This is a genomic window from Pseudorhizobium sp. NPDC055634, from assembly GCF_053618655.1.
Genome location: NZ_JBSHHW010000014.1, coordinates 26,643 through 52,341 on the forward strand (window position 1 = coordinate 26,643; position 25,699 = coordinate 52,341).

Annotated in this window: 29 protein-coding genes and 2 tRNA genes; 6 read left to right on the top strand and 25 right to left on the bottom strand. The window is 64.4% G+C overall.

The genetic code is table 11. The features are described from left to right. Window positions 1-4 precede the first annotated feature (4 nt). The 9 genes from ACWGPT_RS19175 to ACWGPT_RS19215 form a co-directional block, all read right to left on the bottom strand. On the bottom strand, window positions 5-298 hold the full coding sequence (locus ACWGPT_RS19175; RefSeq protein WP_452607238.1) for an STAS domain-containing protein: 294 nt from the start codon (window positions 296-298) through the stop codon (window positions 5-7). Further along, complete coding sequence (locus ACWGPT_RS19180; protein ID WP_452607239.1) at window positions 298-1,926, bottom strand: globin-coupled sensor protein; 1,629 nt, start codon at window positions 1,924-1,926, stop codon at window positions 298-300. The genes ACWGPT_RS19175 and ACWGPT_RS19180 overlap by 1 nt, the downstream gene beginning before the upstream one ends. 337 nt (window positions 1,927-2,263) lie before the next feature. Beyond that, on the bottom strand, window positions 2,264-2,845 hold the full coding sequence (locus ACWGPT_RS19185; RefSeq protein WP_452607240.1) for a DNA-3-methyladenine glycosylase: 582 nt from the start codon (window positions 2,843-2,845) through the stop codon (window positions 2,264-2,266). Window positions 2,846-3,067: 222 nt separating this feature from the next. Continuing rightward, window positions 3,068-4,531 (bottom strand): sensor histidine kinase, encoded by a 1,464-nt coding sequence (locus ACWGPT_RS19190; protein WP_452607241.1) that lies wholly within the window; start codon window positions 4,529-4,531, stop codon window positions 3,068-3,070. Next, window positions 4,528-5,250 carry a response regulator gene (locus tag ACWGPT_RS19195; RefSeq protein ID WP_452607323.1) on the bottom strand — a complete coding sequence of 241 codons (723 nt, stop codon included), beginning with the start codon at window positions 5,248-5,250 and terminating at the stop codon, window positions 4,528-4,530. Before ACWGPT_RS19195 ends, ACWGPT_RS19190 begins: the two co-directional genes overlap by 4 nt. A 209-nt stretch (window positions 5,251-5,459) precedes the next feature. Beyond that, window positions 5,460-5,735 carry a hypothetical protein gene (locus tag ACWGPT_RS19200; protein WP_452607242.1) on the bottom strand — a complete coding sequence of 92 codons (276 nt, stop codon included), beginning with the start codon at window positions 5,733-5,735 and terminating at the stop codon, window positions 5,460-5,462. Window positions 5,736-5,982: 247 nt separating this feature from the next. Next, window positions 5,983-6,618 carry an Isoquinoline 1-oxidoreductase subunit gene (locus ACWGPT_RS19205; protein WP_452607243.1) on the bottom strand — a complete coding sequence of 212 codons (636 nt, stop codon included), beginning with the start codon at window positions 6,616-6,618 and terminating at the stop codon, window positions 5,983-5,985. Window positions 6,619-6,628: 10 nt separating this feature from the next. Beyond that, complete coding sequence (locus tag ACWGPT_RS19210; RefSeq protein ID WP_452607244.1) at window positions 6,629-8,785, bottom strand: molybdopterin cofactor-binding domain-containing protein; 2,157 nt, start codon at window positions 8,783-8,785, stop codon at window positions 6,629-6,631. A 3-nt stretch (window positions 8,786-8,788) separates the two neighbouring features. Next, window positions 8,789-9,247, bottom strand: coding sequence for a (2Fe-2S)-binding protein (locus ACWGPT_RS19215; RefSeq protein WP_452607245.1), 459 nt, complete (start codon window positions 9,245-9,247; stop codon window positions 8,789-8,791). Window positions 9,248-9,531: 284 nt separating this feature from the next. Between ACWGPT_RS19215 and ACWGPT_RS19220 the strand changes: the two genes are divergently transcribed. The 3 genes from ACWGPT_RS19220 (at window position 9,532) to ACWGPT_RS19230 (ending at window position 12,300) form a co-directional block, all read left to right on the top strand. Beyond that, a complete protein-coding gene (locus tag ACWGPT_RS19220) occupies window positions 9,532-10,425 on the top strand; it encodes an AraC family transcriptional regulator N-terminal domain-containing protein (RefSeq protein WP_452607246.1) in 894 nt (297 codons plus the stop codon). 293 nt (window positions 10,426-10,718) lie between these two features. Beyond that, complete coding sequence (locus ACWGPT_RS19225) at window positions 10,719-11,474, top strand: SDR family NAD(P)-dependent oxidoreductase (RefSeq protein WP_452607247.1); 756 nt, start codon at window positions 10,719-10,721, stop codon at window positions 11,472-11,474. A 130-nt stretch (window positions 11,475-11,604) separates the two neighbouring features. Further along, the gene (locus tag ACWGPT_RS19230; protein WP_452607248.1) at window positions 11,605-12,300 is read left to right on the top strand and encodes a type 1 glutamine amidotransferase domain-containing protein; all 696 of its coding nucleotides are present in this window, start codon (window positions 11,605-11,607) and stop codon (window positions 12,298-12,300) included. Window positions 12,301-12,468: 168 nt separating this feature from the next. On the opposite strand, the gene ACWGPT_RS19235 is transcribed toward ACWGPT_RS19230, so the two are convergent. The 11 genes from ACWGPT_RS19235 to ACWGPT_RS19285 form a co-directional block, all read right to left on the bottom strand. After that, window positions 12,469-12,753, bottom strand: coding sequence for a hypothetical protein (locus tag ACWGPT_RS19235; RefSeq protein WP_452607249.1), 285 nt, complete (start codon window positions 12,751-12,753; stop codon window positions 12,469-12,471). Between the two features lie 198 nt (window positions 12,754-12,951). Continuing rightward, window positions 12,952-13,027 (bottom strand) — tRNA-Phe (locus ACWGPT_RS19240). A 160-nt stretch (window positions 13,028-13,187) separates the two neighbouring features. Continuing rightward, entirely contained in the window at window positions 13,188-13,394 is a 207-nt protein-coding gene (gene yacG / locus ACWGPT_RS19245; protein ID WP_452607250.1) for a DNA gyrase inhibitor YacG, read from the bottom strand. Window positions 13,395-13,399: 5 nt separating this feature from the next. Beyond that, on the bottom strand, window positions 13,400-14,020 hold the full coding sequence (locus tag ACWGPT_RS19250) for a Maf-like protein (RefSeq protein WP_452607251.1): 621 nt from the start codon (window positions 14,018-14,020) through the stop codon (window positions 13,400-13,402). A 24-nt stretch (window positions 14,021-14,044) separates the two neighbouring features. Next, the gene (gene infA / locus ACWGPT_RS19255; protein ID WP_004435948.1) at window positions 14,045-14,263 is read right to left on the bottom strand and encodes a translation initiation factor IF-1; all 219 of its coding nucleotides are present in this window, start codon (window positions 14,261-14,263) and stop codon (window positions 14,045-14,047) included. A 131-nt stretch (window positions 14,264-14,394) separates the two neighbouring features. Beyond that, entirely contained in the window at window positions 14,395-14,892 is a 498-nt protein-coding gene (locus ACWGPT_RS19260) for an arsenate-mycothiol transferase ArsC (RefSeq protein ID WP_452607252.1), read from the bottom strand. Continuing rightward, a complete protein-coding gene (locus ACWGPT_RS19265) occupies window positions 14,889-15,362 on the bottom strand; it encodes a UPF0262 family protein (RefSeq protein WP_452607253.1) in 474 nt (157 codons plus the stop codon). Before ACWGPT_RS19265 ends, ACWGPT_RS19260 begins: the two co-directional genes overlap by 4 nt. Window positions 15,363-15,364: 2 nt before the next feature. Continuing rightward, window positions 15,365-16,663, bottom strand: a complete 1,299-nt coding sequence (gene hisD / locus ACWGPT_RS19270; RefSeq protein WP_452607254.1) for a histidinol dehydrogenase — start codon at window positions 16,661-16,663, stop codon at window positions 15,365-15,367. A 37-nt stretch (window positions 16,664-16,700) separates the two neighbouring features. Continuing rightward, window positions 16,701-17,138, bottom strand: a complete 438-nt coding sequence (locus ACWGPT_RS19275; protein WP_452607255.1) for a DUF2948 family protein — start codon at window positions 17,136-17,138, stop codon at window positions 16,701-16,703. 90 nt (window positions 17,139-17,228) lie between these two features. After that, the gene (murA, locus tag ACWGPT_RS19280; protein ID WP_452607256.1) at window positions 17,229-18,521 is read right to left on the bottom strand and encodes a UDP-N-acetylglucosamine 1-carboxyvinyltransferase; all 1,293 of its coding nucleotides are present in this window, start codon (window positions 18,519-18,521) and stop codon (window positions 17,229-17,231) included. A 116-nt stretch (window positions 18,522-18,637) separates the two neighbouring features. Continuing rightward, on the bottom strand, window positions 18,638-18,856 hold the full coding sequence (locus ACWGPT_RS19285) for a hypothetical protein (RefSeq protein WP_452607257.1): 219 nt from the start codon (window positions 18,854-18,856) through the stop codon (window positions 18,638-18,640). Between the two features lie 157 nt (window positions 18,857-19,013). Here ACWGPT_RS19285 and ACWGPT_RS19290 point away from each other — a divergent pair. Then, window positions 19,014-19,088: transfer RNA gene (locus tag ACWGPT_RS19290), tRNA-Thr, on the top strand. A 162-nt stretch (window positions 19,089-19,250) separates the two neighbouring features. Next, entirely contained in the window at window positions 19,251-20,171 is a 921-nt protein-coding gene (locus ACWGPT_RS19295; RefSeq protein WP_452607258.1) for a LysR family transcriptional regulator, read from the top strand. A gap of 167 nt (window positions 20,172-20,338) precedes the next feature. On the opposite strand, the gene ACWGPT_RS19300 is transcribed toward ACWGPT_RS19295, so the two are convergent. The 5 genes from ACWGPT_RS19300 to ACWGPT_RS19320 form a co-directional block, all read right to left on the bottom strand. After that, window positions 20,339-21,583 (bottom strand): Zn-dependent hydrolase, encoded by a 1,245-nt coding sequence (locus tag ACWGPT_RS19300; protein WP_452607259.1) that lies wholly within the window; start codon window positions 21,581-21,583, stop codon window positions 20,339-20,341. A gap of 30 nt (window positions 21,584-21,613) precedes the next feature. Beyond that, window positions 21,614-22,894 carry a TRAP transporter large permease gene (locus ACWGPT_RS19305; RefSeq protein WP_452607260.1) on the bottom strand — a complete coding sequence of 427 codons (1,281 nt, stop codon included), beginning with the start codon at window positions 22,892-22,894 and terminating at the stop codon, window positions 21,614-21,616. After that, window positions 22,891-23,367, bottom strand: coding sequence for a TRAP transporter small permease (locus tag ACWGPT_RS19310; protein ID WP_452607261.1), 477 nt, complete (start codon window positions 23,365-23,367; stop codon window positions 22,891-22,893). Before ACWGPT_RS19310 ends, ACWGPT_RS19305 begins: the two co-directional genes overlap by 4 nt. Before the next feature lie 83 nt (window positions 23,368-23,450). Then, window positions 23,451-24,443 carry a TRAP transporter substrate-binding protein gene (locus tag ACWGPT_RS19315; protein WP_452607262.1) on the bottom strand — a complete coding sequence of 331 codons (993 nt, stop codon included), beginning with the start codon at window positions 24,441-24,443 and terminating at the stop codon, window positions 23,451-23,453. Window positions 24,444-24,562: 119 nt separating this feature from the next. After that, the gene (locus tag ACWGPT_RS19320; RefSeq protein ID WP_452607263.1) at window positions 24,563-24,955 is read right to left on the bottom strand and encodes a RidA family protein; all 393 of its coding nucleotides are present in this window, start codon (window positions 24,953-24,955) and stop codon (window positions 24,563-24,565) included. 168 nt (window positions 24,956-25,123) lie between these two features. Between ACWGPT_RS19320 and ACWGPT_RS19325 the strand changes: the two genes are divergently transcribed. After that, window positions 25,124-25,696 carry an aminotriazole resistance protein gene (locus ACWGPT_RS19325; RefSeq protein ID WP_452607264.1) on the top strand — a complete coding sequence of 191 codons (573 nt, stop codon included), beginning with the start codon at window positions 25,124-25,126 and terminating at the stop codon, window positions 25,694-25,696. Window positions 25,697-25,699 lie beyond the last annotated feature (3 nt).

Genomic DNA, 25,699 nt, shown 5'->3' on the forward strand with positions numbered 1-25,699 from the left:
GATTTCAGGTCTCCTTGGCCGTCAGCTGGTTAGGATCGATGCCGATGAGTTGCAGGGTTTTGTCGAATGCGTCGGATGCCTTCTCGACGATGAAGGCCTTCTTGTCGTCCTGCCAGGCGCGGGCCGCCGCGACGATGACCTGTACGCACTGGACCCCCAGCCGTTCGACCTGCGAGGCGTCGATCTTGAGATCCCGGCCACGAAGCTCCATCAGCTTGCCGTGCAGGACGGACGCTTCGTTCAGGTCCAGGACCGGTGACAATTTAAGATTCTCCTGGGCAGCCTTCTTGCTCGCCATCAGTTCATTCCTCGTCTTCTGGGAAATTCGATTTCTTCGGCGGCAGGCGGCAGAAGGTCGCCGGCCTCGATGAGCGCTACCGGCAGGCGCGCCGGCGACGGGGGTGCGGCATTGGCGCGGTCGGAGCGGTAGCGGACGGTCCGCTCGATACGAAATTCGCGGACGGTCCGGCCGAGCTCGAGGATGACGGTGTGAAGGTCGTCGGCCTCTTCTCCCACCATTTTCGCATCGCCCGCCGTGACGCCGATCCGGGCGCCAAGCGAGGAAAGATCCGCCGAGATCCCGCTCAGCTCGCCGACCTGTTCTTCCGAACGGGTGGCGATGCCGGCGATGGCATCGTTGATTTCGGAAACCTGGCGGACGATGCCGCCGATCGAATCCTGCGTCCGGTGAACCATCTTTACCCCGGAATCCACCTGGGTCTTGGTGGTGCTGACCAGCGCCTTAATCTCGCGTGCGGCATCGGCGGAACGCTGGGCAAGGGCCCGCACCTCCTGTGCGACCACCGCAAAGCCACGCCCGCTGTCTCCTGCGCGCGCCGCTTCGATCCCGGCGTTGAGCGCCAGAAGATTGGTCTGGAAGGCAATCTCGTCGATGACGCCGATGATCTGGCCGATCTTCTCGGCAGACGCCTCGATGTCGGCCATGGCGGTGATGGCCCGTCCGACCGTCTCCCCGCTCTCTTCGACCGTCTGTCTCGTCACGGCTGCGACTCGAGCCGCGTCACCCGTTTCCGCAGCGCCCTTGCGAAGACGGCCTACCAGGTCTTCCAGCTGTCGCGCCGCATCCAGGACACTGCCGGACTGCGCGCCGGAATCTTCCGCCAGCGAACGGGCGCGCGCCGCAAGAGCGGTCGATGCCGTCCCGGCCTCGTCGCTGCGTTGACGGGCGTCCTCGATCGAACTGCGCATCATCTCGATTGCCTGGCCCAGAACGGATGCGATCTCGCCATAGGCGTCCGGGACGTTTTCGGGTAGCGCGACCGTCAGGTCGCGTTCGGCGAGCGAGTGGACGACCTCGGACAGAAGGGCAAGCACTTCGCCCTGGTCTTCCTGCCGCTGTTCGGCCAGTGCGCGGTGATGCTTCTGCCGCAGTTCGTTGAACCGAAGCGAGACGGCGATGTCCGCATCGACCATGACGAGCCGGACAAGGGCGGCGACGAGGTCTGCGCGCTCGTCGGAGCCGCGGCGGCCGAAGGGAAGACGGGACTTGCGGTCCTCGCCCACGATGGCCTTCAGCAGATGTTCCAGGACGACGGCGTGCCCGGCGATATCCCAGCGGGGATCGAGCCCCATCCTGCTCTGGCTGTCGGAGAGGACCTTCACGCGCTCCGCGTAGAGCGCGTCGAAGCGGGCGTCGGTCAGGACGCTCCAATGCGAGGCCTGCAGATCATGCAGACGCTCGATCTGCTGTTCGCTGGTAAAGACGCGTGATGCTTCCGGGAACGACTGGTAGCGCAGCAAAAGATCCCGAAGCCCGGTCTTGACGGCCGGTTCGAGATGCGGCCGGTGACGGCGCAGCAGGTCGCAGAGGGCTTGGTCCAGGCCGGCGAATGCCAGCCTTTCACCCAGGCTTCCCGCCTGCCCCTTTCGCGCCTGGTCTGATCGCGTCTCGTTCCCCAACTGCATCCCTCGAAATCAATAGAAACCCACACGGGTCGAGTGCGAACTGTCGTCTCACAAGGTCTGCCGCCGGGGTCGAGGGTCATCCCGCCGGCGCAAGCACCAGCGGTACGAACATCACGCTCACCGCAGTCGTTCTGATTGTGATCATGGGTGATACCGGATCGGAACCGGTACGGCAGAGCGGCGTCATGCCTCGGGCAACTGCAGGTCGCCCAATTTGCCGTGGTCCCTAATATGTATGGTTAATTCCTTGCCCGAAGGTTAAGATTTGGTGTGAAGTGTCCCACTTCGCACGCATCCGATGCAGAAGGCGGATGCATCTGCCTTCTCTCTTCGCTCTTCAGGCAAAGGGTCCTGCCTGCATCGTCTCCGGCGGGAACCGGCGGCTGAGGTGCGGCGAACCCTGCAGCCCGAACCGCCAGGGAAGGTCGGCGGCCTTGGTGATCCCGATCCGCTTGCCGGTCACCACCGGGGGGCGAACGAGCGGCAGCGAAAGCCCAAACGGGGGCTTGAGAAGGCTGAGGCCGTCATGCTCCAGGTGGATGCCGAGCGCCTGGCAGACCCGTCCCGGTCCGGCACAGAGATGGCGCGCCGCGGCCTGCCCGCGACGCCTCTCCATTTCATCGATGCCCCATACCGGCTGAAGCGCACGGATGAGCACCGCGCTGCCGGGACGGCACACCACGTTGAGGCACCAGTGGATGCCGTAGGAACGGTAGACATAGGCGTGTCCGGCGGGGCCGAACATCGAGCGGTTCCTTGCCGTCGGTCCTCGGAAACTGTGGGAGGCCTGATCGTCGGGCTCGTAGGCTTCGGTCTCGACGATGATCCCGCCCACGCCGTGAAAGGTCAGTTCGGCGCCGATGAGGTCAAGGGCCACGTCCACTGCGGGGCGATCAAACACACTTTCCGGGGCGTCCATGGCTGCTCTTGACTGGAACCTGCAGTGACATCGCGACCTGCGGCCGGCTCGAACCCGGCACGCCGATCCACCACCCTCTTAGCCTTTCGGCAGCGCCTTTCCAAGCTTGCCTGGTGTCCGGTCGCGGGGCCCACCTGCGATGAAGAAGGCAATGCCCCTGTTGGCCACCACCTCCCGGGACAACCGGCAGAGAGGGGGCGATACCGGCAGCGTCGATCCGACCTAGAGCGTCCAATGCGTGCCGGCCGCCATGTCGCTCACCGGCATTTTCCCCTGGATCTGGGGCAGGCGAATGATCGCCTTCAGGCCGGGTTCGTTGTCCATCAGCTGGATATCCCCACCATGGTGCCTGACGATGGCGCGGGCGATCGACATGCCGAGGCCGACCCCGCCGGTCTCCCTGTTGCGGGACTTTTCCAGCCGGAAGAAGGGCGAGAAGACATCCTCCCGCAGGTTCTGCGGAATGCCCGGCCCACGGTCCTCGATGACGATGTCCACCGAGTTGGGCTCCTCGCTGACCGACACCTTGGCGCTGCCGCCGTATCGCACGGCATTCTCGATCAGGTTGCGGATCGCCCGTCGCAGCGCATCAGGCCGGCAGCGGTAAATCACCGGCTCGGTCTCGACATAGTCAACACTCTGGCCCATGTCGGAGAGATTGTCGCACAGGCTCTCCACCAGCGCCGTCAGGTCGACGTTGCGGGTTTCCTCCACCGAGGCCTCGCCGCGGGCGAAGGCGACCATGGCTTCCGTCATCGCCTGTATCTCGTCGATCGTCTCCGTCATCCGCCTTTGCGTATCGGGATCCTCGACGAATTCGGCTCGCAGCCGAAGCGAGGTCAACGGCGTCCGCAGGTCATGGCCGATCGCCGCCAGCATCCTGATGCGGTCGTCCACGAAGCGGTGCAGCCGGTCCTGCATTCGGTTGAAGGCCTCCGCCATCTGCCTGATGTCGTCGGGGCCCTCTTCGGGCAGGAGACCGACGTTCTCTCCCCGGCCGAAGGCTTCGGCGGACGCCGTGAGCTGCCTCAGGGGACGGGCGATGCGTGTCGCCGAAATGATGCCGATGCTGGACAGGATGACGGCGGTCGTCAGAAGCGTGATCAGCGATCTCTGCCAGTCGTCCGGTATGGACTTGTAGTAGGCGGAATTGAGCCACGTGCCGTCGTTCAGCTTGACGGCGAGCCCCAGCCCGTCCCCGTGCCCGAAGGACACGAAGAGCGCGTCCCGGGGGAGATCCCATATCGGCGCGGAAGGAACAGCCCATCCCTGGCTTGCCTGAGCGGGTCTGAATACGTCGCGGTCCGGGGGGATTTCCACCGCGGAGACCTTGAGGCCCCACTGGGGAGGCAGGTCGACGAGGTTTGCCAGCGGGCGCATCAGCTCCTCCGCCGCCTTCTCGCTCCACGCCAGCGCGGCGGGAGGTTCTTCCGGCGTTATCCAGAAGCGCGAATAGGTGGTTTCCGTCGCCAGCAGGGCTTCCTGCCGCAGGTCGTGCGGGATCGATTCCATCAGCCTCGTGACCGAGGCCGTCCTGCTGAAGAACTCGCTTTTCATGGCGGCTTTCAGAGCCTTGTCCTTTTCGTCCCAGGACAGCAGCATTCCGATCGCCTGCGAGACGATCAGGGCAAGCAAGAGGAGGCCTACGAATTGTGCCGCCAGGCTTCTGCGCCACCAGTACCTCATGAGACGATCACCTCTACCGTAATGCTGTAGCCGCCGCCCCAATGCGTCCTGATGCAACTCGGGTTCTTGGGGTCGCGTTCCACTTTCTTGCGGAGCCGGCTGACCTGGTTGTCGATGCTGCGATCGAAGATCTCGGCGTTGCGTCCGGCCGTCAGGTCCAGCAGCTGGTCGCGGCTCAGGACGATGCCCGGATGTTCGAGAAAGGCCTTCAGGAGGCGGAATTCGGCTGTGCTCAATGCTATGGCGACCCCGTCTTCGCCGCAGAGTTCCTGGCGCCCGACGTCCAGCGTCCACCGGTCGAACTTGATGATCTTGCCCTTCATCATCTGGCGCTGCTGCAGGGGGAGAGCCTGGACGCGCCGCAGGACGGCGCGGATGCGCGCGAGAAGCTCGCGCGGGTTGAACGGCTTGACGAGATAGTCGTCGGCGCCCAGTTCCAGCCCGACGATGCGGTCCGTGTCTTCAGACATGGCGGTGAGAAAGATGACGGGTACCTGGCTCGAGGTTCGCAGTTCGCGACAGAGCGAAATGCCGTCTTCGCCCGGCATCATGATGTCGAGCACGATCAGATCGGGAGAGCCCGTTTCGAGCAGCTTGCGGAGTGCGGGACCGCCATCGGCAAGGCTCACGCGGAAACCCTGCTGGGTCAGGTATTTGCCCACCAGGTCCCGTATGTCCCTGTGATCATCCACGACAGCGATGTGCGGAGCGACATCCATCTCGAGTTGTTCTCCCGCGCGCTGATGCTCGTTCAGGCTTTGTAGCACAGTATGATCTTCCTATGATCAGATTTCGGGTCCTTCGATCCCTCGCCTCTGCTCGGGGTGTTGCGAGGGGCGAGCCGGACGGTCCTTGACCCTCCGGCTCCCTGGTGGTGGCAGCAAACTTTGCGACCTTGCTGCGACCGGTGTCTTGAATGAACTGCGTATCAGTTGGGGCGCGAGGCACCCTGGTAATAGTCACCGCTGTCGACGGTCACGCGATCGCCGATCTGTCGATTGTCGCGGCTCGTCTTGCCGAACAGGCTGCGGCCTTCGCCGTTGGCGTAACCGTAGGTGGTGCTGTTGGTCTGGAAGGTGTCGCGGACAGAGCGGGATACGTCCTTGCTCGCGCCTTCGTAGTATTCGCCCTCTGCCAGCGTAGCGGTGGCAGGTGCCAGGATGATCAGCCCGGTAACGGCTGTGGAAACGAGAAACTTCAGCATGATATCTATCCTCTAGTTGTGGGTTCATGCCCTCTGTTGGGCATGGACAACATAGAAGGCGTTTGTCGCACAGCTTTGTCAGGAAGGGCTAAAGTTGTAACAGTGTGTGTCAGGTCGGGAGGCGGCTCGCGAAACACTTCGGACCGCTGCCGGTGATTGCCGCAGCCAGGCTTTCGACGGCACGCAGCAGACTGCCGCCCCTCGTGCGAGGGACGGCAGCAACAACAGGGATGCGGCTTGATAGCGCTTACTGCGGACAGGCGGCGCCGGTATCTGCCCAGGCCTGGATGATCTCGCCGAACACTTCCTGTGTCCCCGGTGCAGGCTCGCGACCGGCGCCGGGTTCCCAACCCCAGCCGACAAGCTCGTCGTGGGCCATGTGCTCGACCAGTTCGGCCATCGTCTTGTCGCCGTTGCGGGCCGGGTCCTTGATCTGCTCGCAGATCTCGCCGAGGGTCTTGCCCTCCCACGCCATTTCGATCGGCGCGAGATGCCAAGCCGGATTACCGGGGATGCTCTTGATCGTCTCCGCCTGCCCGACGACGGAAACATTCTCCGCGCTATGGCACGTGGTGCACTGCATGCCCGGCAGGCCCATGCCACCGTCGCCGCGGACGACGGGCGGCTGGTGCGGGCGCATGTCGACGCCCTGCAGCGGGCGCTCTGTGGCGGGGTGACAGTTGATACAGCGCGGATGCTGGATCACCTTGCCGGCCTCCTGAAAGAGGGCCAGCGACCGCTCCCTCTCGTCCTGGATCGACTGGAAGGACGACGCGGGCTTCAGCGACTGTGCATCCTGGGCTGCCGACCAGGGGGCGACGGACGTGCCGGCGAGCAGAGCAAGACAGCCGGCTACTCCGGGTAGGAAGATTTTCGGGTTCATCCGTCTGTCCTCAGCTCGAGACGATGTTGACGATCGGAAGCTGGCGAACGGGTGTTCCGGTCAGGCTCCTCCAGGCATTGGCGACGGCGGGGCCGATGGGCGGAACGCCAGGCTCGCCGACGCCGGTCGGTTTTTCGGTAGATTTGATGATCTCCACCGCCACGTCGGGCATCTCGTTGATGCGGATCGACCGGTAGTCGTGGAAGTTCGACTGCATGATCTTGCCGCCCTCGCCCAGGGTCACCGCGTCGAAGAGGACGGCGCCGAGGCCGTAGCCGATACCGCCTTCCATCTGGGCCTTGATGACGTTCGGGTTGATCGCCAGGCCGCAATCGACCGCGCACCAGACCTTGTGGACGCGCGGCTTGCCTTCTTCCTGATCGATGGAAACCTCGGCGACCTGCGCGACAAAGCTGTGGAAGCTCTCCACCACCGCCACGCCGCGCGCTCTTCCCTCCGGCACCGGCCCGTCCCAGTCGGCCATTTCCGCGACCTTGCGCAACACGCCGGCATGCCTCGGCTTGTCGCCGAGAAGTGCCAGCCGCCCTTCGACAGGGTCACGGCCGATCCTGGCGAAAAGTTCGTCCACGAAGGTTTCCACGGCAAAGCCCGTGTGGGTGTGACCGACCGACCGCCACCACAGGGGCGGCACGGCGAGTTGGATATTGTGCGACGTCACCTTCAGGTTCGGGATGGCATAGGGCAGGTTCGAGGCCCCTTCCACCGAGGTATCGTCGAGGTCGACCTTGCCCATGATGGACTGGCCGACGATGACCTGCTCCCAGGCGGTGATCCTTCCCTGCTGGTCGATCGCGCCGCGCATCCAGTGGGCGTACATCGGCCGGTAGAACCCGCCGCGGATATCGTCTTCCCGCGTCCACATATGCTTGAGCGGCCGCGAACCATCGCTTGCCGCATAAACGCTCGCGGCTTCGCGCATGTACGGCGAGCCGAACTGGGCCCTCCGACCGAAGCTGCCGCCGCTTATCTGGGTGTTGAGCCGCACCTTGGACTGGTCCAGTCCGAGGATTTCGGCTGCGACCTGCCGGTCCATTCCGGGAAACTGGGCACCCGTATAGATGTCCAGCGAGCCGTCGTCCGCCTTCAGGAAGACCGTGTCGAGCGGCTCCATCGGGGCATGGGCGAGGAAGGGAAAGACGATCTGCGCCTCGATGGTCTGGAGGCCGGGCGCACCGAATGCCTCCTCGACATTGCCGTTGTCGGTCGCCACCAGCCCGGCTTCGGCGAAACGGCTCCCATAGTGGGTGGCAAGCTCGTCGGAAGACCGGGTCTCCGCCTCGGATAGATCCCATTCGACGCTGAGGAGATCCCGGCCCTTCAGCGCCGCGAACGTGTTGTCGGCATAGACCGCGACGCCGGACGGCACCTGCTTGACGTCGAGCACACCTTGCACCTTGCGGGTCTCGGTGTCATCGAAACTCGCGACCTTCGCACCGAAGTGTTCCGGATGGGCGACGACCGCGACGATCACGTTGTCGGGCGTGACGTCGAGGGTAAAGATGGCCGTTCCGTCGATCTTCGCCTGCGTGTCGAGCTTCGGCAGCTCGGTTCCGATCAGGACATAGTCCTCGCTCGCCTTGAGCTTCGGTTCGGACGGTGGCTGCTGCTGCGCCGCCTTTTCCGCAAAGGCACCGAACCCGCTTTCCTTGCCGCTGCCCGGATGCTTGATGCGGCCCTTCTCGATGATGATCTCCGAAACGGGCACTTGCCATTCCTCGGCAGCCGCGGCGAGCAGCATGGCGCGGGCCGTCGCCCCGGCCACACGGATCTGGTCGAAGGAATTGGCGATGGATGTCGATCCCCCGGTTCCCTGGAGACCGAAGACGAGGTTGGCGTAGATCTGGTCGTCCGCGGGTGCATGGACCGCCCGCATCTGGCTCCAGTCGGCGTCCATCTCTTCAGCCACAAGCGTCGCAAGCCCGGTGAACGGCCCCTGCCCGAATTCGATATGCTTGCAGAGGATGGTCACCGTATCGTCCGCCCCGACCTTCACGAAGGCGTTCATGGGAACGAGTTCGGGCACGCCGCCTGCGGGCACACCCTTCGGGGCCGCGTTCATGACCCTCGGCGCCATGGCGATGGCGATGACCAGCCCTGATCCGGCGATGAAGCCGCGGCGGGTGACGTCGATCTTCTGGATGGACATGGCTCAGCCCTCCATCGAATTGGAGGCCGCGTGGATCGCCGCCCGTATGCGATGGTAGGTGGCGCATCGACAGATATTTCCCGTCATCGCGCCGTCGATGTCGGTGTCGCTCGGTTTGGGGACCATCTGCAGCAAGGCGATCGCCGACATGATCTGGCCGGACTGGCAGTAGCCGCACTGCGGCACGTCGATGGCCGCCCAGGCGGTCTTGACCGCTTCGGCTTCCGGCCCGTCGACGCCTTCGATGGTGACCACTTCGGATCCGTCGACCATGGAAATCGGCGTCACGCAGGATCGCCGGGGCATGCCGTCCAGATGCACGGTACAGGCCCCGCATTGGGCAATGCCACAGCCGTATTTCGTGCCGGTCAGCCTCTCGGCGTCCCGGACCACCCAGAGAAGCGGGGTTTCCGGATCCCCGTCAAACGTGCGTTCTTCGCCATTGAGCGTGAAAGTCACCATGCCATCCTCCCTCGTGAAAGCCGCAGGACGCGGGCCCGTGTCCGTGAAGACTGTCGCCAACAAATCCCGAACTCCCCGGAACCGGCCGGGAAGCCCGAGAAGAATATGCAGTCGCGGCAAGATCAACTCAAAATTACGTGTCCCCGGCAACATAGACGCCTATCATCGGCAAGCGGACAAATCTTGCATAATTCTATCGCCGGAACTTGCGCGATACTCTTTGCTTCTTGCCTATTTCTCCATCTCGTCTTTCGCCGGCGCGCATGACGGTATAGGGTTAGGACATGAGTGAAGAACTTCTTTCCGCCGTTCGCCGATATGCCGAGGCCCATGCGGATTCCATGGGCGCCGCGCGCACCCCCATTCCGGGCCTGACGATCATCAGGTCGATCTCTCCCAGCGAAGTCCAGTACGCTGTCTCCAAGCCGCTGGCCTGCCTTGTCGTCCAGGGCGAGAAGCGGGTGGCGATGGGAGCGAACAGCTACTCCTTCGGCGCGGGTGACTCGCTGCTCATCAGCGCCGACGTCCCGACCGTCAGCCAGGTCACGCGGGCGAGCCTCGTGGCGCCCTACCTCTCGGTCGTGCTCGATCTCGATCCGAGCCTCGTCACCGCCCTGTCGGTCGAGATGAAGGCTGTGCCGATCGGGGACACGGCCCCCGTCCGTGTGGAGCCGACCGACGAGGAAGTGGCCGATGCCGCCCTCAGGCTGGTCCGCTTGCTGGAACGGCCAAAGTCCATGCCGGTCCTCGGCGCCCAGCTGGTCCGGGAAATGCATTACTGGCTGCTGGCGGGGCGCCACGGACCCGCGATCCGGCGTCTCGGCCTCACGGACAGTTCCGCCCAACGCGTCGGCCGGGCGGTCGCCGTCCTGCGCGCCGAGTTTGCGCAACCGCTTCGGGTGGAGCGGCTCGCCTCCGAGGCGGGGATGAGCCCCTCCTCCTTCCACCAGCATTTCAAGGAGGTGACGTCGCTTTCGCCGCTGCAGTTCCAGAAGCAGCTTCGGCTGATCGAGGCCCGGCGACTGATGATGTCGGAGGGCTCCTCTTCCGGCAACGCCGCCTTCGCCGTCGGCTACGAGAGCGTCCCCCAGTTCACCCGCGAATACCGGAGAATGTTCGGTAAGCCGCCCGTGCGGGACATTAGGAGCGCCCGCCAGCAATCGGCGGCCACCGCGTAAGCGGACCACGCATCGGCGCCATCCGTCATCAAGTGACCGACGCCCTCGGCATTCGTGCTCATCCTTGGTCGGAGCACACGCCCGCCATCGATCGATCGGCGGCGCGTCACTTCGACCGGACTGCCCGCTTCCGCACGTCCTGGGCCCGGGGAGCCAGGGGAAGCCATGTAGCAGCCTCTCACAGGATCGACCTTCGGAGAAACAGGCAAGAATACCCGAGGATCGAACAACATGGATACGCTCCGCTGGACGATATTGCGCATCACCAGCCAGCAACGACAAAGGAGCTACCGATGACTACCATTTCAATCGTGACAGGCGGCAACCGTGGTCTTGGCCGCAACACCGCCATCAGCATCGCGCGCCATGGCGGCGACGTGATCCTGACCTATCGCAACGGCGCCGAGGGCGCGAAGGCCGTCGTGGCCGAGATCGAAGCCATGGGCCGCAGGGCGGTCGCGCTGCAGCTCGATGTCGGCGACATCTCCCAGGTCCCCGGCTTCGTCGAGCGTGTCCGCTCGGCCCTGAGCGCGACATGGAACCGCGACGCCTTCGATCATCTGGTCAACAATGCCGGACACGGCGAGATGGCCGCATTCGGCGAGACGACGGAGGCGCAGTTCGACCAGTTGTTCAACGTCCACGTCAAGGGCGTGTTCTTCCTGACCCAGGCCCTGCTGCCGCTCATGGCGGATGGCGGGCGCATCGTGAACTTCTCGTCGGGTCTGACGCGCATCAGCTATCCGGGCTTTTCGGCCTACTCCGCCGCCAAGGGGGCGATCGAGATCCTGACGCTCTACATGGCGAAGGAACTCGGCAGCCGGGGCATCACCGCCAACGCGATCGCGCCCGGCGCAATCGAAACCGATTTCCTCGGCGGGGCCGTTCGCGACACGCCCGAATATAACGAAGCCTTCGCCAACATGATCGCGCTCGGCCGTGTCGGCCTGCCGGATGACATCGGTCCGGCGGTCGCCAGCCTGCTCCGCCCCGACAACCGCTGGGTCACCGCGCAGCGGATCGAAGTCTCCGGCGGCCAGAACATCTGACCGTCACGAGCGATCCCGGGCGGACAAGGATACCCGCTTCGGGCATGACGTCGCCGGTCGTCGCGCGTGCCGCGACACCGACCGGCGAACCCGGTCTTGGCCGATCCATCAAGCAAACAGGAGAAGAGCAATGAAGAAAATTCTGATTGTCCTATCCGCCGCCGACAAATGGACGCGGGCCGACGGATCAATCTACGAGTCCGGGGTCTGGGCCCAGGAGTTCGTCGACATGGACGAGGTGTTCCTCAAGGCCGGCTACCAGGTCGACCTCGCCAGCCCCGGCGGCATCGTGCCGACGATGGACAGGCGCAGCCTCGACCCGAAGACGGTCGGCGACGAGGTTGCGGCGAAGATGCGGGACTACCTTTCGCAGAACGCCGCGCGCATCGAACACCCGCTGGTCCTCGCGGACGTCGACATGAACGGCTACGATGCCGTCGTGGTCCCGGGCGGACACGGTCCGGTCGAGGATCTCTACAAGGATCCCGACATGGGACGGGTGCTGGTCGATGCCGACCGGCAGCAAAAGGTCATCGCCGCCGTCTGCCACGGGCCCGCGGCGTTTCTGGCGGCCAAGGACGAACAGGGCAACTGGCCGTTTGCGGGACGCAGGATGACCTCGCTCAGCGACGAGGAGGAGATCGCTTTCGGGACCGCGGAGAACGCGCCCTGGCTGCTCGCCGCCACGCTGACCAGGAAGGGCGCGGCCTTCGAGCACGGTCCCAACTGGGGCGCCTACATCGTCCGCGACGGAAACCTGCTGACCGGCCAGAATCCGGCATCGTCGACGAAGCTCGCCGAAGCGGTGATCTCGGCTCTCAACTAAGAATGCCAAGGGCCACGCCGCAAACCCATGCCAGGCGCCAAGTCCTGTCCCGGGATATCGCGGCGTGGCCCTTATGCGCTAGTGCGTAGTGCCATTGCCTGCAGAGAACCTTCCCGCCGTCCCGTGCGGGCGGTCTAGAGGTGCTGCCGGCAGCGCCTTCCGTGTGGCTCAGGGAAATGCGTGGGAAAGCATCGAAATCGTCGAGGCGGGCACCACCGCCAGGACCGCCAGTATGATCAGGCATGTCTGTCCGATAAACGCGGTTCCCGCCAGGAGACCGGAAAGACCGATCGCGAAGGCAATCGTCCAGAAGGCAGGGATTTCGTAAGTACTCGCCGAGAGAAGCAGCGTGGCCAGAATGAAATAGATGAGGCCGCGAAATAATCGGGCGATCTTGCGCGACCAGCCCAGTACCTCGATCAAGGCTTCATCCAACTCGGCTTTCGGGATCATGCGCAGCCCTCAATCACCATCGCCTTATATTAGATGTGAGATATTTAGGATAATCAAGATATCAACGCACATACCGTTTGAGACGCGCGCGCCCTATTACGCCCGGGTCGAGGGAACCTGATGCAGGAGCGATCACGAGCGCCCGACAAGTCGACCGGGTGACGAAGGAAGGATGGTGGCACCTGAAGGGGGAGTGAATGGTGCCCGGAGGCGGATTTGAACCACCGACACGCGGATTTTCAATCCGCTGCTCTACCAACTGAGCTATCCGGGCATCGAGGCTTCTTCAAGCCTTCCGGTCCGTGACCGGCGGGGCCTGCGCCCCGGAAGCGAGCGGGGTTATAACATCTTGTTCGGCCATGTCCAGCGGCGGCGATGGCTTTTTTCGCCTCTTCCCACAGGCCGGTGAAATCGGCGCCGGAGGGGCCCGGAGCCTATTCCTCCGAGGGGTCTGCCTTGCTCTGGTCGTCGGCAACCGGAATGGCATAGGAGCCCTTCAGCCAGCGCGACAGATCGAGGGTGCGGCAGCGATCGGAGCAGAAGGGATAGTGTTCGCGGGCCGACGGCTTGCCGCATTCGGGGCACGGGCGTGCCTTGCGCAGCGGTTCCACCTTGCCACCGGGCTTGATCGGATCTGCCATGACGTTCAGCCCTCCGGCCAGGCTGCCTGGACGTCGAAGCCTTCTCCGGAGAGCAGCGACAGCGTTTCGTAGAGAGGCAGTCCGACGACGTTGGTATAGGAGCCGACGATCTTCTGCACGAAGCTCCCGGCTATCCCCTGGATGGCGTAGGCGCCGGCCTTGCCGCGCCATTGGCCCGAGGCGATGTAATTGTCGATCTCGCGCGGGGAGAGGCGCTTGAACCGCACCTTGGTGTGGACGACCTTGTGCCGGAACTGGCCGCCCGGCGTCACAAGGCAGATGCCCGTGTAGACGGTGTGGCCGCGGCCGGAGAGAAGGTGGAGCGCCGAGGATGCCTCGTCGGTATATTCCGTCTTCTCCAGGATGCGCCGTCCGACCGCCACCACCGTGTCCGCAGACAGGATGTAGGCGTGGCGCCATGCGAGATCGTTCTTCAGCGCAGTCCAGGCGGCCTCGGCCTTCTCGCCGGAAAGGCGGCGGGCGAGCGAGCGGGGATGCTCCGACTTCTTCGGCGTCTCGTCGATATCCATCGGCATCAGGCGCGCGGGCTGGAGGCCGGCCTGGTTGAGCAAGTCCAGACGACGCGGAGATCCTGAGGCCAGGATGAGTTTCTGTTCTGACGCCATGGGCCTGCCGTGCTGCCGCCTGGATTACTTGAAGCGGTAGGTGATACGGCCCTTGGTCAGGTCGTAGGGGGTCATCTCCACCAGCACCTTGTCGCCGGCGAGAACGCGGATGCGGTTCTTGCGCATGCGGCCGGCAGTATGGGCGATGATCTCGTGTTCGTTTTCGAGCTTCACGCGGAACGTCGCGTTCGGCAGCAATTCGGTCACGACGCCCGGGAACTCGAGGACTTCTTCTTTAGCCATCTACGGATTATCTTCCTGTCAGTTGATTTTTTGATGGGCACGGCCTCAAGCCGTCCCGCAAAATTTGGGCGGAAACTACACAATCGCGTTCGCTTTGTGAACTCGCATAATTTCCCTTTCTCTTTCGGGCCTCATCCCCCGTCCGGCAGAGGCCTGCGCAGCCCGGCGAAGCCTTCGGCGATCCGCTTCCAGAGGTGATCCCTCACCGCCCGGTAGGCGTCGAGCCGCTGCTCGCGCGAGCCGGTCGCCGCCGTCGGGTCCATGGTCGGCCAGTAGATGACGTCCACCGCATTGGAGCGCGTCAGCTCGAGCGCGGCGTGATGGGCCTCGGGCGTCAGCGTGATGATGACGTCGAAATAGTCGTCCTCGAGATCATCGAGGGTGCGCGGCTGGTGGCGCGAGATCGAAAGGCCGATCTCGTCCAGCACGACGTCCACGAAGGGATCGGCCTCGCCGGATCGCACGCCTGCCGACTGCACATAGATATCGGAAGGCAGGAGCCGCTTTGCAATGGCCTCGGCCATGGGCGAGCGGATGGCGTTCCAGCCGCACATGAAAAGGATCGCGCCCGGCCCCCCCGGCCCTTTCGCATTGCCGTTCGCGTCAGGCGCGCCGCCCATCGGCGTCATCCGCGCCAGTAGAGGACGCAGACGAGCGTGAACAGCCGCCTGGCGGTGTCGAAATCCACCCGCACCTTGCCGTCCAGGCGATCCAGCAGGGTCTGCGATCCCTCGTTGTGGATGCCGCGCCGACCCATGTCGATCGATTCGATGCGGCTTGGCGTGGCCGAGCGGATCGCCTCGTAATAGCTCTCGCAGATCATGAAGTAGTCCTTGATGATCCGCCGGAAGGGCGTCAGCGACAGGATGTGCGTCGCGACATCCGCCCCGCCTTCCGTGGTGATCGTGAGGACCAGCTTGGAGTCCACCAGCGAAAGCTTGAGGTGGTAGGGGCCGCCCGCATGCCCGACCGGCTCGAACGTGTTCTCCTCGACCAGGTCGAAGATGGCGACGGCCCGCTCATGCTCGACATCCGGCGTGGAGCGCCCGATGGATTCGTCCAGGACGACATCGGAAAGCCGGAAATCGCCCCTCCCCATGCTCATCCCCCACGATTGAGCCGGATCGACACCGACCGAGCGTGGGCATCCAGCCCTTCGGAATTCGCGAGCGTGATCGCCGCGGGCGCCAGGGCCGCAAGCTGGTCGGGACCGAGGCGAAGAATGGAGGTGCGCTTGACGTAGTCGAGCACGGAAAGGCCGGAGGAGAAGCGGGCAGACCGCGCCGTCGGCAGCACATGGTTCGAGCCGCCCACATAGTCACCGATCACTTCCGGCGTGTGGCGGCCGACGAAGATCGCCCCGGCATTGCGGATCCGGTTCAGCAGCGCATCCGGCTCGGCGACGGCGAGTTCCAGGTGTTCGGCGGCGATGCGGTCCGCCAGGGGCACGGAGGCGGAAAGGTCGCCCACGAGGATGATCGCCCCGAAGTCGGCCCAACTCTTCGCCGCGGTCGCGGTTCGCGACAGGCTTTTAAGCTGGCGCTCGACGGCCTGTTCCACGGCTTCGCCGAAATCGCGGTCGTCGGTGATCAGGATCGACTGGGCGCCTTCGTCGTGCTCGGCCTGGGCAAGCAGGTCGGCGGCGATCCAGTCCGGATCGTTCTCGCGGTCGGCGATGACCAGGACTTCCGAGGGACCGGCGATCATGTCGATCCCCACCTGCCCGAAGACCTGCCGCTTGGCGGCAGCGACATAGGCATTGCCCGGGCCGACGATCTTGGCGACGGGTGCGATGGTCTCGGTCCCGTAGGCAAGGGCGGCCACCGCCTGAGCGCCGCCGACGCGGTAGATTTCCGTGACGCCGGCGATGCGGGCCGCGGCAAGCACCGTCGGATTGATCGCCCCGCCGCTTGCCGGAACGACCATGACCACCCTCGGCACACCGGCCACCTTGGCGGGCAATGCGTTCATCAGCACGGAACTCGGATAGCTGGCGGTGCCGCCCGGCACATAGAGCCCGACCGCCTCGATCGCAGTCCAGCGGGAGCCGAGCCCGACGCCCAGTGCATCCTCGTAGATGTCGTCCTTCGGCATCTGCCGGGCGTGATGCTTTTCGATGCGTTCGGCCGCCAGCTTCAGGGCGTCCAGAACCTCGGGATCGGTGACCGCGATCGCCGCATCGATGTCGGCATCCGTGACCCGCAGCCCGACCGCATCCAGATCCACCGCGTCGAAACGAGCGGAATAGTCGATGAGTGCTGAGTCTCCGCGCCGGCGCACGTCGTCGATGATGTCGCGAACCACCGCGTTGACATCGTCAGACACTTCCCGCTTCGTCGAGAGAAAGGCGGAAAACCGCGCTTCGAAATCCTCGGATCGCTGATCCAGCCAGATTGCCACTTTCTTACGTCCCCTTGGTACCTGTGAATTTGGTTCTTCAATCGTCCGGATGCGCCGGGAGGCGATCGGTCGACCAGGCACCGCCCGTGTCCATCATCTGCACCTCGATGCATTCGACGTCGAGGCTGATCGCCGCGCCGCCCGCAAGCGTCAATTCGATCGTGCCATCCGGTCCCTGGCCCTTCGGTTCGAACCGGATCGCCAGCAGGCAGTAGACGGCCTCCTTGTCGGTCCGATTGACGCCGAGCGACCGTACCGCCTCGACGCGCTTGAACGAGATGACCGACCGGCGGCGCTCGTAGCCCTTCCGACCGCGATCGGCCTCTTCCCAGACGAAGCGGTTGACCACGGCGGTGAAATCCCGGTGTCGCGCGTCATAACTGAGCTCGACCGCGCGAAAGACGCTGTCCTGCATATGGGCGGAGATGATGCCGAGATCATCCTGATCGAGGGCAAGAAGCTTGAGATCGGCCATGTTTCCATTCCATCCACGGCGCGCGCGGCGCGTTGTCCTCCGGCGCTGGAGATAGGATGACGCGGCGCGTCCTGCAACGCCAGCGTGACCTTAGTCGCTGACCCTCTCGACCTCGGCGCCGCAACGGGTCAGCTTTTCCTCAAGCCTCTCGAAGCCGCGATCGAGGTGATAGACGCGATTGACCATGGTCTCGCCCTCGGCCGCCAGGCCGGCGATGACCAGCGATACCGACGCCCTGAGGTCCGTCGCCATCACCGGCGCGCCCCGCAGCCGGTCGACGCCCTCGATCCGCGCCATCTGGCCCGACAGCGAGATGCGTGCGCCGAGACGCGCCAGTTCCTGGACGTGCATGAAGCGGTTTTCGAAAATGGTTTCCGTGATGTGGGAAACGCCGGAGGAGCGCGTCATCAGCGCCATGAATTGCGCCTGCAGGTCGGTCGGGAAGCCCGGGAAGGGTTCGGTCACGATATCGACCGGCTGGATGCCGTTGCCGTTGCGGACCACCCTGAGACCGCTTTCGGTCTCGGTGATTTCCGCCCCGGCCATGCGCAGGGTCTCGAGCGCATTGTCCAGGAGGTCGGCGCGGGTTCCCTCGAGCGTCACGTCGCCGCCGGTCATCGCCACCGCCATGGCATAGGTGCCGGTCTCGATGCGGTCGGGAAGCACGCGGTGGCGCGCCCCGTGCAGCGAGGACACGCCCTCGATCGTGATCGTGCCGGTTCCGGCGCCGGAAATCTTCGCGCCCATGGCGGAGAGGCATTCCGCCAGGTCGACGACCTCGGGCTCGCGGGCCGCGTTCTCGATGACGGTCGTGCCGTTCGCAAGCGTCGCCGCCATCATCAGCACGTGGGTCGCGCCGACGGAGACCTTGGGGAAGGTGTAGTGACCGCCGATGAGCCCGCCCGACGGTGCCGTCGCGTGCACATAGCCGCCGTCGATCTCGATAATCGCCCCGAGCGCCTGGAGCCCCTCGAGGAAGAGATCGACGGGCCGCGTGCCGATGGCGCAGCCGCCCGGCAGCGAGACACGCGCCGTGCCGGCGCGCGCCAGAAGCGGCCCGATGACCCAGAAGCTGGCGCGCATCTTGGAGACGAGTTCATAGGGAGCAGTCGTGTCGACGATGGTCCTGCAGGTAAACTGGATCGTGCGCGAATAGCCTTCCGTCTGGCATTCGCGCCGTCCGTTGACCATGACGTCGACTCCATGATTGCCGAGGATGCGCAGAAGCTGCTCCACGTCGGCGAGATGCGGGACGTTTTCCAGCGTGAGCGTGTCGCTGGTCAAAAGCGACGCGATCATCAGCGGGAGCGCCGCATTCTTGGCGCCGGAGATCGGGATGACGCCATTGAGCTTGTTGCCGCCGCGAATTCTGATGCGATCCATGAGGTCCAACGGGAGCAAGCCCGCCCTTTGTTCTTGTGCAAGCGCGAAAGATGGCGTCCTTACCGGAAAAGCCGGAGGGCTTCAAATGGTTTGGAATGGCCGCCGCGGCGCATGTGTCAGGCCGATTCGTCCTTTTTTGCGGCAGGCAGGCCGTCGGCCTCGTCCGCTGCCCCCGAACGGCGCGCCCGGGTCTGCGCCTTGCGGCGCAGCAGGTTCTCCCGCAGCTTCGCCGCCGCACGGGCCTGGCGCTGTTCTTCCCTTATCTCGACCTCCCGCCTGCGCCCGTCTTTCGCCTGCGCCGCCGAGGGCGCGGTTTCCTCGTCTCCTGCCGCCATCACCTGTCTCCTTGCGTCCGGCTGAAAACCCGCCGCCACCCTTTTATCCCGTTCGCGCGGCGAACTGCAATTTGCGACTTGCGCTCGCTCCGAAGCTATGGCAATAGGCCCCTCGCCCGACGACGTCCACCGCGGACGCCCTCGATACCGGGCCTAAGCTGCTATAGCTCAGGGGTAGAGCACTCCCTTGGTAAGGGAGAGGCCGAGAGTTCAAATCTCTCTAGCAGCACCATTATTCCCCCATTGAATTCGTTGAATATCTTAAGCCCCGCCCGGCACCCGAGCCTCGTCCTCCGCACCCCTTCACGCAATTCCCGGCGGATGCGTCCTTTGTGGCTGGCTTGGCGGGGGAGACCTCGTTACAAGGGCCCAAGCCAGATTGCCTTGGACGAAGATGCAAACCGACATCAATCTCAATCTCCTGCGGTCGTTCTATATCATTTCCGAAGAGCGCAGCCTGACCCGAGCCGCCACGCGGCTCAACATGACGCAGCCGTCGGTGAGCCAGGCGCTGCAGAGGCTCGAGGAACAGCTCGGCTGCCAGCTCGTCTTCCGTGACAGCCGGCGATTCGAGCTGACGCTGCCGGGGCAGAGAATCTATGAGGAATGCGTCGAGATCTTCCGCTCCGTCGAGCGGATCGGGGTGCTGACCAGGGATGTCCCTGCAGAGGAAATCGGCGAGGTCCGCCTGCAGATCATCAGCAACCTGGAATCGCCGCTGATCAACGAGGCGCTGCGGCTCTATCACCAGCGCTACCCCTCCGTCCGATGGGTGATCGAGGTCCAGAACAGCCAGGAAACGGTCCGGAACATCCTCCTGGAGAAGGCGGGTCTCGGCCTCTGCCTCCTGCCGCGCCCGGTCTTCAATCTCGACTGCAAGCTGCTGTTCCGAGAGGAATTCGGCGTCTTCTGCGGCTCCGAGCACCCGTTCTACGGGCGGGCCGAGGTGGAGAAGCGCGAGCTTCGGCAGGAATCCTTCATCTCGTTCACCTGTGCCGCGGAAGGCCTGGGACTGGAGCCGATGGCGGTCTTAAGCGAAAGCATCGGTCTTGGCGAACGCGTCAGCGGGCGAAGCCCGAACCTGGAGGAGGTCCGGCGGATGATCATCGCCGGCCTCGGCATCGGCATCCTGCCCACCATGGCCGTCAGGAATGATGTCGACAACGGCCAGCTATGGCGCCTGGAAATTCCGGGATACACGCTCGGAGCCGACGTCTTTCTCGTCTCCTATCCGGGCTGCGCCTTCACGACGGCAGAGCAGCGCTTCATCGACCTTCTCGACGAGTTGCAATCGCTCTATCCAGACATGACCTGACACCCGTCTCAGGTGACGTCCATCTTCAGGCCATGTCCTGAAATGATCCCGCATCGCTCCGTCGATCCGACGACAGCGATGCGGGATAGCATGCGGCACAGGTGCCGCGGGGGCCCCGGTCGGCGTTGGCCGGTCTCGAGCCCCCCGCTTGATCGGGACGCGCGCCGTTAGCGGTCCGCGCGGGCCACGACGGCGTGCAGCAGCACGTTCAGTGCCGGCGCAATGTCGCCTGGCTCGCAGGATTCCTCGTTGTTGTGGGTGATACCGCCCTTGCACGGCGTGAAGATCATTGCGGTCGGGCAATGGCGGGCGAGGAAATAGGCGTCGTGCCCCGCCTGGGACTGGATGTCCCGCCAGTTGTAGTCCATCCGCACGGCCTGCGCCCGGATCCCGTCGACCATCTCCTTGTCGAAGATGTCGCCGCCCCAGAACCACTCGTCCTCGATCTCCGCCTCGCATCCGGCGCGGGCAGCGCTCTCGAACACAGCGCGACGCATCTTCTCGGCCATGACGCGGGCGGTCGCGTTGTCGGGATGACGCACGTCGCAGATTGCCTGGGCGGTGTCGGAGAGAATTCCCGGCTTGTTCGGCCAGGCGGCGAGCCGGGCCCCGGTTGCCTTCCCGTCACCCACGGCGAAATCCCAGCCGATGTCATCGACCGCGGTCAGCCAGCGGGCTCCGGCGATCAATGCGTTGCGGCGAAGGTCCATCGGGGTCGGGCCGGTATGGGCCGTCCTGCCGTCGAACCGCACCCGCATGCCGTAGCTCGGATATCCGCCGGTGACGACGCCGACGTCGCGCTTTTCGAGGTCGAGGATCGGGCCCTGCTCGATATGGAGCTCGTAATAGGCGTCGATCTCGCCGGCCCTGCACGGCTTGTTGCCGTTGTAGCCGATGCGTTCCAGCTCGGAGCCGAAGCGGGCGCCGTCGTCGGAGATCAGTTCCTTGACCCAGTCCACCTCGTAGGCGCCCACGAAGCAGCCGGAGGCAACCATCGGCGGCGAGAAGCGCGCGCCCTCCTCGTTGGTCCAGTCGACGATCACGATCGGCCGGCGGGTGACGTGGCCGGCATCGTTGAGGCTGCGGACCACTTCGAGGCCGGCGAGGACGCCGGCGATGCCGTCGAAGCGACCACCGTTGATCTGGGTGTCGAGATGGCTGCCGATCATCACCGGCGCCAGCGTCGGATCGCTGCCTTCGCGGCGTCCGAAGATATTGCCGAGCTCGTCGATCTCGACGGAAAGCCCGGCTTCCCGGCACCAGTTGACGAAGAGGTCGCGCATCCGCCGGTCGTCGTCGGTCAGGGTCAGCCGCGAAAGCCCTCCGGCACGCCCCTTTCCGATCTCGGCCGAGCTTTCGATCGTCGACCAGTAGCGATCGATATTGGCACGGTGGTTGGCAGGCAAGGTCATGGATACTCTCTCAATGGAAGGGGGCCGCGATCACGAGCCGAACGACATCAGCGTCATCAGGTCCGGGAAAAGCACCAAGGCGAAGAGGACAAAGGTCATCACGCCGAGGAAGGGCAGGAGATATCGGAAGGAGGCCGACATCGGGATGCCACCGGTGCGGCATGCGGCCATCAGGTCGATGCCGAGCGGCGGCGTGTTGGCGCCGATCGCCAGGTTGATGGTCAGCAGAACGCCGAAATAGACCGGGTCGATCTCGAACACCCGAAGGACCGGCAGGAAGACCGGGGCGAGGATCAGGATGATGGCGATCGATTCCATGAACGTGCCGAGGATCAGCACCGCGACCATCATCATCACCAGCGCCATGGTGGCGCTTTCCGTCGTGCCGGTAATGGCGTTGACGACCATCTGCGGAACCTGCTCCACGGTCAGGATCCATCCGAAGACGGAAGCGGCCGCAATCACCATCAGGATGCCGCCGGTCATTTCGGTCGTGTCGCGGAGCAGGCTGAAGACCTTGGAGAAGCTGAGCTGGCGATAGACGAAGATACCGACCACGAGCGCATAGGCGACGCCGATGCCGGCAGCCTCGGTCGGGGTGAAGACGCCGAAGCGGATGCCGCCGACGATGATCACCGGAGCGAGAAGCGCCAGTACGGATTCGCGCAGCGCCTTGCCGAGACGTTCCCAGGAGAATGCCTCGCCGCCCTTCCAGCCGTTCTTGCGGGAGATCCACCAGGCGACGACCATCAGGCCGAGGCCCAGAAGGATGCCGGGGCCGATCGAGTTGACGAAGAGCTGGCCGATCGAGGTACCGGTCGCGGTGCCGTAGACGATCAGCACGATCGAGGGGGGAATGACGGTTCCGAGCGAACCGGCGCAGCCGAGCGCGGCCGCGGAGAAGCCCGGATGATAACCGCGCTCCTTCATTGCCGGCAGCATCATCGAGCCGATCGCAACGACGTCTGCAACGCCGGAGCCCGACAGCGAGCCGAACATCATGCAGGCGGCGATCATGACGATGGCAAGCCCGCCGGTGCGCTGCCCCACGACTGCGGCGCAGAGATTGACGATCCGCGGCGCAAGTCCGCCGTGCACCATGAGGACGCCGGCCAGGAGGAAGAGCGGGATGGCAAGCAGCGTGAAGCTGTCTATCCCCGCCACCATGCGCTGGGCGACGACGATGACCGGGACGGCATCGGCGACAAGCAGATAGGCGACCGAGGAAAGCGCAAGGGCGATCATGATCGGCGCGTCGATCAGGACCAGAAGGACGAAGACGCCCAGGAGTACGACGAGGGCAATGCTCATTTGCGCCATTCCACCAGTAGGATTGCAAGAAGGGAGAAGGCGGCACTTACCGGCAGAGCCAGGTAGGTGAGGCCGACCGGCCAGCTCAGCGCCGTCGTCTCATGCCCCCAGGTCAGCACGGTCATCTTCCAGCCGGTCCAGAGCAGGACGGCCATGAAGACCGCCGAGCAGAGGCTGGCGAGCCTCCTCAGAGCCACGCGGAACCTGCCCGGCTTGAAGAGCAGATCGGTCAGCCCGGCCGAAAGGTGCGTGCCGCGGATGAAGGCGGAGATCCCGCCGATGAAGGTCGCCCAGACCAGGAGCAGGCGCGGAATTTCCTCCGACCAGCGCGGCGTGAAGGAAAACGCGTAGCGGCACACGACCACATAGACGATGAGCCCGGTAAAGCAGGCGACGGCGCAGGCGCCGACCGATGTCGCTGCGACATCGATCGCCCTGGCAAGGCGCGTGGAACGCGTTGATGCGTCTGGCATTGGAGACTCCGGAAGCGGAAAGGGCTGACGGTGCAGGGAGGAGAGAAAGTCCCGCCCGGCATGGCCGGGCGGGAAAGGTCGGTTTACTTGCGGTAGCTGTCCATGATGGCGAGGAGGTCGGCGCCGAAGGTTTCCTCCTGGCTTTCCCAGATCGGCTCGAGCGCCGTGACGAAGGCCGCCTTGTCGACTTCGTTGACCTGCATGCCCTTGGCCTTCAGCTTCTCGATCAGCTCGAGTTCGCCTTCCGCCACCATCTTGCGCTGTTCATTGCCCCAGCGGACCGCGGCTTCCTTGACGATCGCCTGGTCTTCCGGCGAAATCTGCGACCATGCGATGGTCGAGACGGTCAGGCAGGCGGCGCCCCAGATGTGGCCGGTCATCGAAAGGTGCTTCTGGACTTCGAAGAAGGACGAGGACTCGATGATCGACAGCGGGTTTTCCTGCGCATCGAACACGCCCTGCTGGAGAGCGGAGTAGAGTTCGCCGAAGGCGAGCGGGGCCGGCTGAGCGCCGAGAGCCTCGAAGGTCGCGAGGCGCACCTTGTCGGGGGTGACGCGGATCTTCAGGCCGGCAAGGTCTTCCGGCTTGGTGATCGGACGTACATTGTTGGTGATGTTGCGGAAGCCGTTCTCCCACCAGGCAAGCACTTCGATGCCCTTCGGGCGCAGGATGGTGGCAAGTTCCTCACCCAGCTTGCCGTCGAGGGCGGCGAAGGCCTGCTCGCGGCTCGTCCAGGCGTAGGGCATCTCGATGATACCGAACTTCGGCTCGACGAACTGGAAGGAACCGCTGCCGATGACGCCGGCATCCATCGCGCCGATCTGCATTCCCTCGATGACTTCCTTCTCGGAACCGAGCTGGCCCGAAGGATAGACCTCGACCTTCACGCGGCCTTCCGTCTTCTCCGCCACGTCCTTGGCGAAGGAGGTGGCCGCGACATGCCAGCTGTGGGAGTCGGCCAGCACGTGGCCGAGACGGATCGTGGTCTCAGCAAGGACCGTCGTTGCGGAGGAAAGGCCGATCGCACCGGCCAGCAGGCCGGCCGCGAGGCGGCGGGAAATCGTCATTGCGCTCATTTTAATGTCACCCTCTCTTGTTGCATGGTTTGTGGGCAGGATTAATCACCGGCGGCAGTTCGGTATCAAATAGCCGCCGCGAATGGCAGCCATAGGGACCGCCTATGGAACCGGGCGGGCTAGCCTGCGGCGGCTATGCACTCGATCTCGATGTCGAAGAGCGCCCATGGCTTGACCGCGACGCAGCTGCGGGCCGGAAAGTTCTGCGGGAAGAACTCCCGGTAGACCTGGTTCATGTCGGCCGCGAGCGCGTTGTCGGTCAGGAACACCAGCGACTTGAACACGTGATCCAGCGACGAGCCGGCATGGTTCAGCGTGAACGAAAGGGCTTCCAGGCAGGCGCGGGTCTGCGTGGCGATATCGCCGCGCACGATCTCGCCGGTCGAAAGGTCGATGGGCGGCATCCCGCAGGTGTAGAGAGTGCTGCCGATCCGCGTCAGGGCGGAGGTCGGGGCGCCGAGGCGGCGTATCGCTTCGGAGACCACGGGTACTTCTATGATGTCGTGCTTCATCAAATCATCCTTCGTTCTGGAGGCCCCGCACCTACACCGGTCGGCGCCTTCTTTCCAACAGTTCGATCGGGCGCGCGGAATGGCGGCAACGCGCAAGCCTTGACCGCAACAGGCACGGATTTTGCTTGATCCGGCGCGGGAGGTTTTGACGAATTTTTGGGGACAGTCATGTCAGAAACATCGATCAGCCACGGCGAGGGCAATACGTTTTTTCCGTTGGTTCTTTCGCTCGTAGGCGCAGCCGCAACCGGCGTCCTTTGGGCCTATGCCAATCCGATCCAGCTGGTTCCCGGCGTGATCCAGTGGCGGATTTTCGCCTTTCTCCCGCCGCTTATCGGCATCCTTCTCGGCTGGAGAAGCGGCTTCATCTGCGGCTATCTCGGCACGATCATCTGGTCACTCCTGGCGGGCACCTTTATCCCCATGCATTCCCTCGTCATCGACGGAATCATGGTCGGCCTGACCGGGATGGTCCCGGCACTGCTCTTTAATCCGGAAAAGACGACCTTCAATCGCGGCACTCTGCTTAAAATCGCGGCAGTCTGCCTCGTCGTTGGGCTCGTCATGGTCGCTGCCGTATCAACGAGCCTCGCCTATCTCGGAATTTTCCCCTTCTGGTGGGCCGTTCTCTATCTCGGCCTCTCCGACATCGTCCCGATGCTCATCGGAACGCCGTTGCTGGTCGTACCCGCGCTCAAGATTCTCAAGAGCGCGCATCCGGCCGGCTTCACGCGATTCTGATGG

Coding starts and splice junctions, on each gene's coding strand:
- ACWGPT_RS19305 (WP_452607260.1), bottom strand. CDS start 22,894: ATGAGCATTGCCCTCGTCGTACTCCTGGGCGTCTTCGTCCTTCTGGTC.
- ACWGPT_RS19295 (WP_452607258.1), top strand. CDS start 19,251: ATGCAAACCGACATCAATCTCAATCTCCTGCGGTCGTTCTATATCATT.
- ACWGPT_RS19220 (WP_452607246.1), top strand. CDS start 9,532: ATGAGTGAAGAACTTCTTTCCGCCGTTCGCCGATATGCCGAGGCCCAT.
- ACWGPT_RS19320 (WP_452607263.1), bottom strand. CDS start 24,955: ATGAAGCACGACATCATAGAAGTACCCGTGGTCTCCGAAGCGATACGC.
- ACWGPT_RS19205 (WP_452607243.1), bottom strand. CDS start 6,618: ATGAACCCGAAAATCTTCCTACCCGGAGTAGCCGGCTGTCTTGCTCTG.
- ACWGPT_RS19210 (WP_452607244.1), bottom strand. CDS start 8,785: ATGTCCATCCAGAAGATCGACGTCACCCGCCGCGGCTTCATCGCCGGA.
- ACWGPT_RS19285 (WP_452607257.1), bottom strand. CDS start 18,856: ATGGCGGCAGGAGACGAGGAAACCGCGCCCTCGGCGGCGCAGGCGAAA.
- ACWGPT_RS19195 (WP_452607323.1), bottom strand. CDS start 5,250: ATGGATGTCGCTCCGCACATCGCTGTCGTGGATGATCACAGGGACATA.
- ACWGPT_RS19315 (WP_452607262.1), bottom strand. CDS start 24,443: ATGAGCGCAATGACGATTTCCCGCCGCCTCGCGGCCGGCCTGCTGGCC.
- ACWGPT_RS19225 (WP_452607247.1), top strand. CDS start 10,719: ATGACTACCATTTCAATCGTGACAGGCGGCAACCGTGGTCTTGGCCGC.
- ACWGPT_RS19175 (WP_452607238.1), bottom strand. CDS start 298: ATGGCGAGCAAGAAGGCTGCCCAGGAGAATCTTAAATTGTCACCGGTC.
- ACWGPT_RS19230 (WP_452607248.1), top strand. CDS start 11,605: ATGAAGAAAATTCTGATTGTCCTATCCGCCGCCGACAAATGGACGCGG.
- ACWGPT_RS19185 (WP_452607240.1), bottom strand. CDS start 2,845: ATGGACGCCCCGGAAAGTGTGTTTGATCGCCCCGCAGTGGACGTGGCC.
- infA (WP_004435948.1), bottom strand. CDS start 14,263: ATGGCTAAAGAAGAAGTCCTCGAGTTCCCGGGCGTCGTGACCGAATTG.
- ACWGPT_RS19265 (WP_452607253.1), bottom strand. CDS start 15,362: ATGGGGAGGGGCGATTTCCGGCTTTCCGATGTCGTCCTGGACGAATCC.
- ACWGPT_RS19310 (WP_452607261.1), bottom strand. CDS start 23,367: ATGCCAGACGCATCAACGCGTTCCACGCGCCTTGCCAGGGCGATCGAT.
- ACWGPT_RS19260 (WP_452607252.1), bottom strand. CDS start 14,892: ATGACGCCGATGGGCGGCGCGCCTGACGCGAACGGCAATGCGAAAGGG.
- ACWGPT_RS19180 (WP_452607239.1), bottom strand. CDS start 1,926: ATGCAGTTGGGGAACGAGACGCGATCAGACCAGGCGCGAAAGGGGCAG.
- murA (WP_452607256.1), bottom strand. CDS start 18,521: ATGGATCGCATCAGAATTCGCGGCGGCAACAAGCTCAATGGCGTCATC.
- ACWGPT_RS19190 (WP_452607241.1), bottom strand. CDS start 4,531: ATGAGGTACTGGTGGCGCAGAAGCCTGGCGGCACAATTCGTAGGCCTC.
- ACWGPT_RS19200 (WP_452607242.1), bottom strand. CDS start 5,735: ATGCTGAAGTTTCTCGTTTCCACAGCCGTTACCGGGCTGATCATCCTG.
- ACWGPT_RS19300 (WP_452607259.1), bottom strand. CDS start 21,583: ATGACCTTGCCTGCCAACCACCGTGCCAATATCGATCGCTACTGGTCG.
- ACWGPT_RS19250 (WP_452607251.1), bottom strand. CDS start 14,020: ATGGCGTCAGAACAGAAACTCATCCTGGCCTCAGGATCTCCGCGTCGT.
- ACWGPT_RS19325 (WP_452607264.1), top strand. CDS start 25,124: ATGTCAGAAACATCGATCAGCCACGGCGAGGGCAATACGTTTTTTCCG.
- ACWGPT_RS19235 (WP_452607249.1), bottom strand. CDS start 12,753: ATGATCCCGAAAGCCGAGTTGGATGAAGCCTTGATCGAGGTACTGGGC.
- ACWGPT_RS19215 (WP_452607245.1), bottom strand. CDS start 9,247: ATGGTGACTTTCACGCTCAATGGCGAAGAACGCACGTTTGACGGGGAT.
- ACWGPT_RS19275 (WP_452607255.1), bottom strand. CDS start 17,138: ATGGCCGATCTCAAGCTTCTTGCCCTCGATCAGGATGATCTCGGCATC.
- yacG (WP_452607250.1), bottom strand. CDS start 13,394: ATGGCAGATCCGATCAAGCCCGGTGGCAAGGTGGAACCGCTGCGCAAG.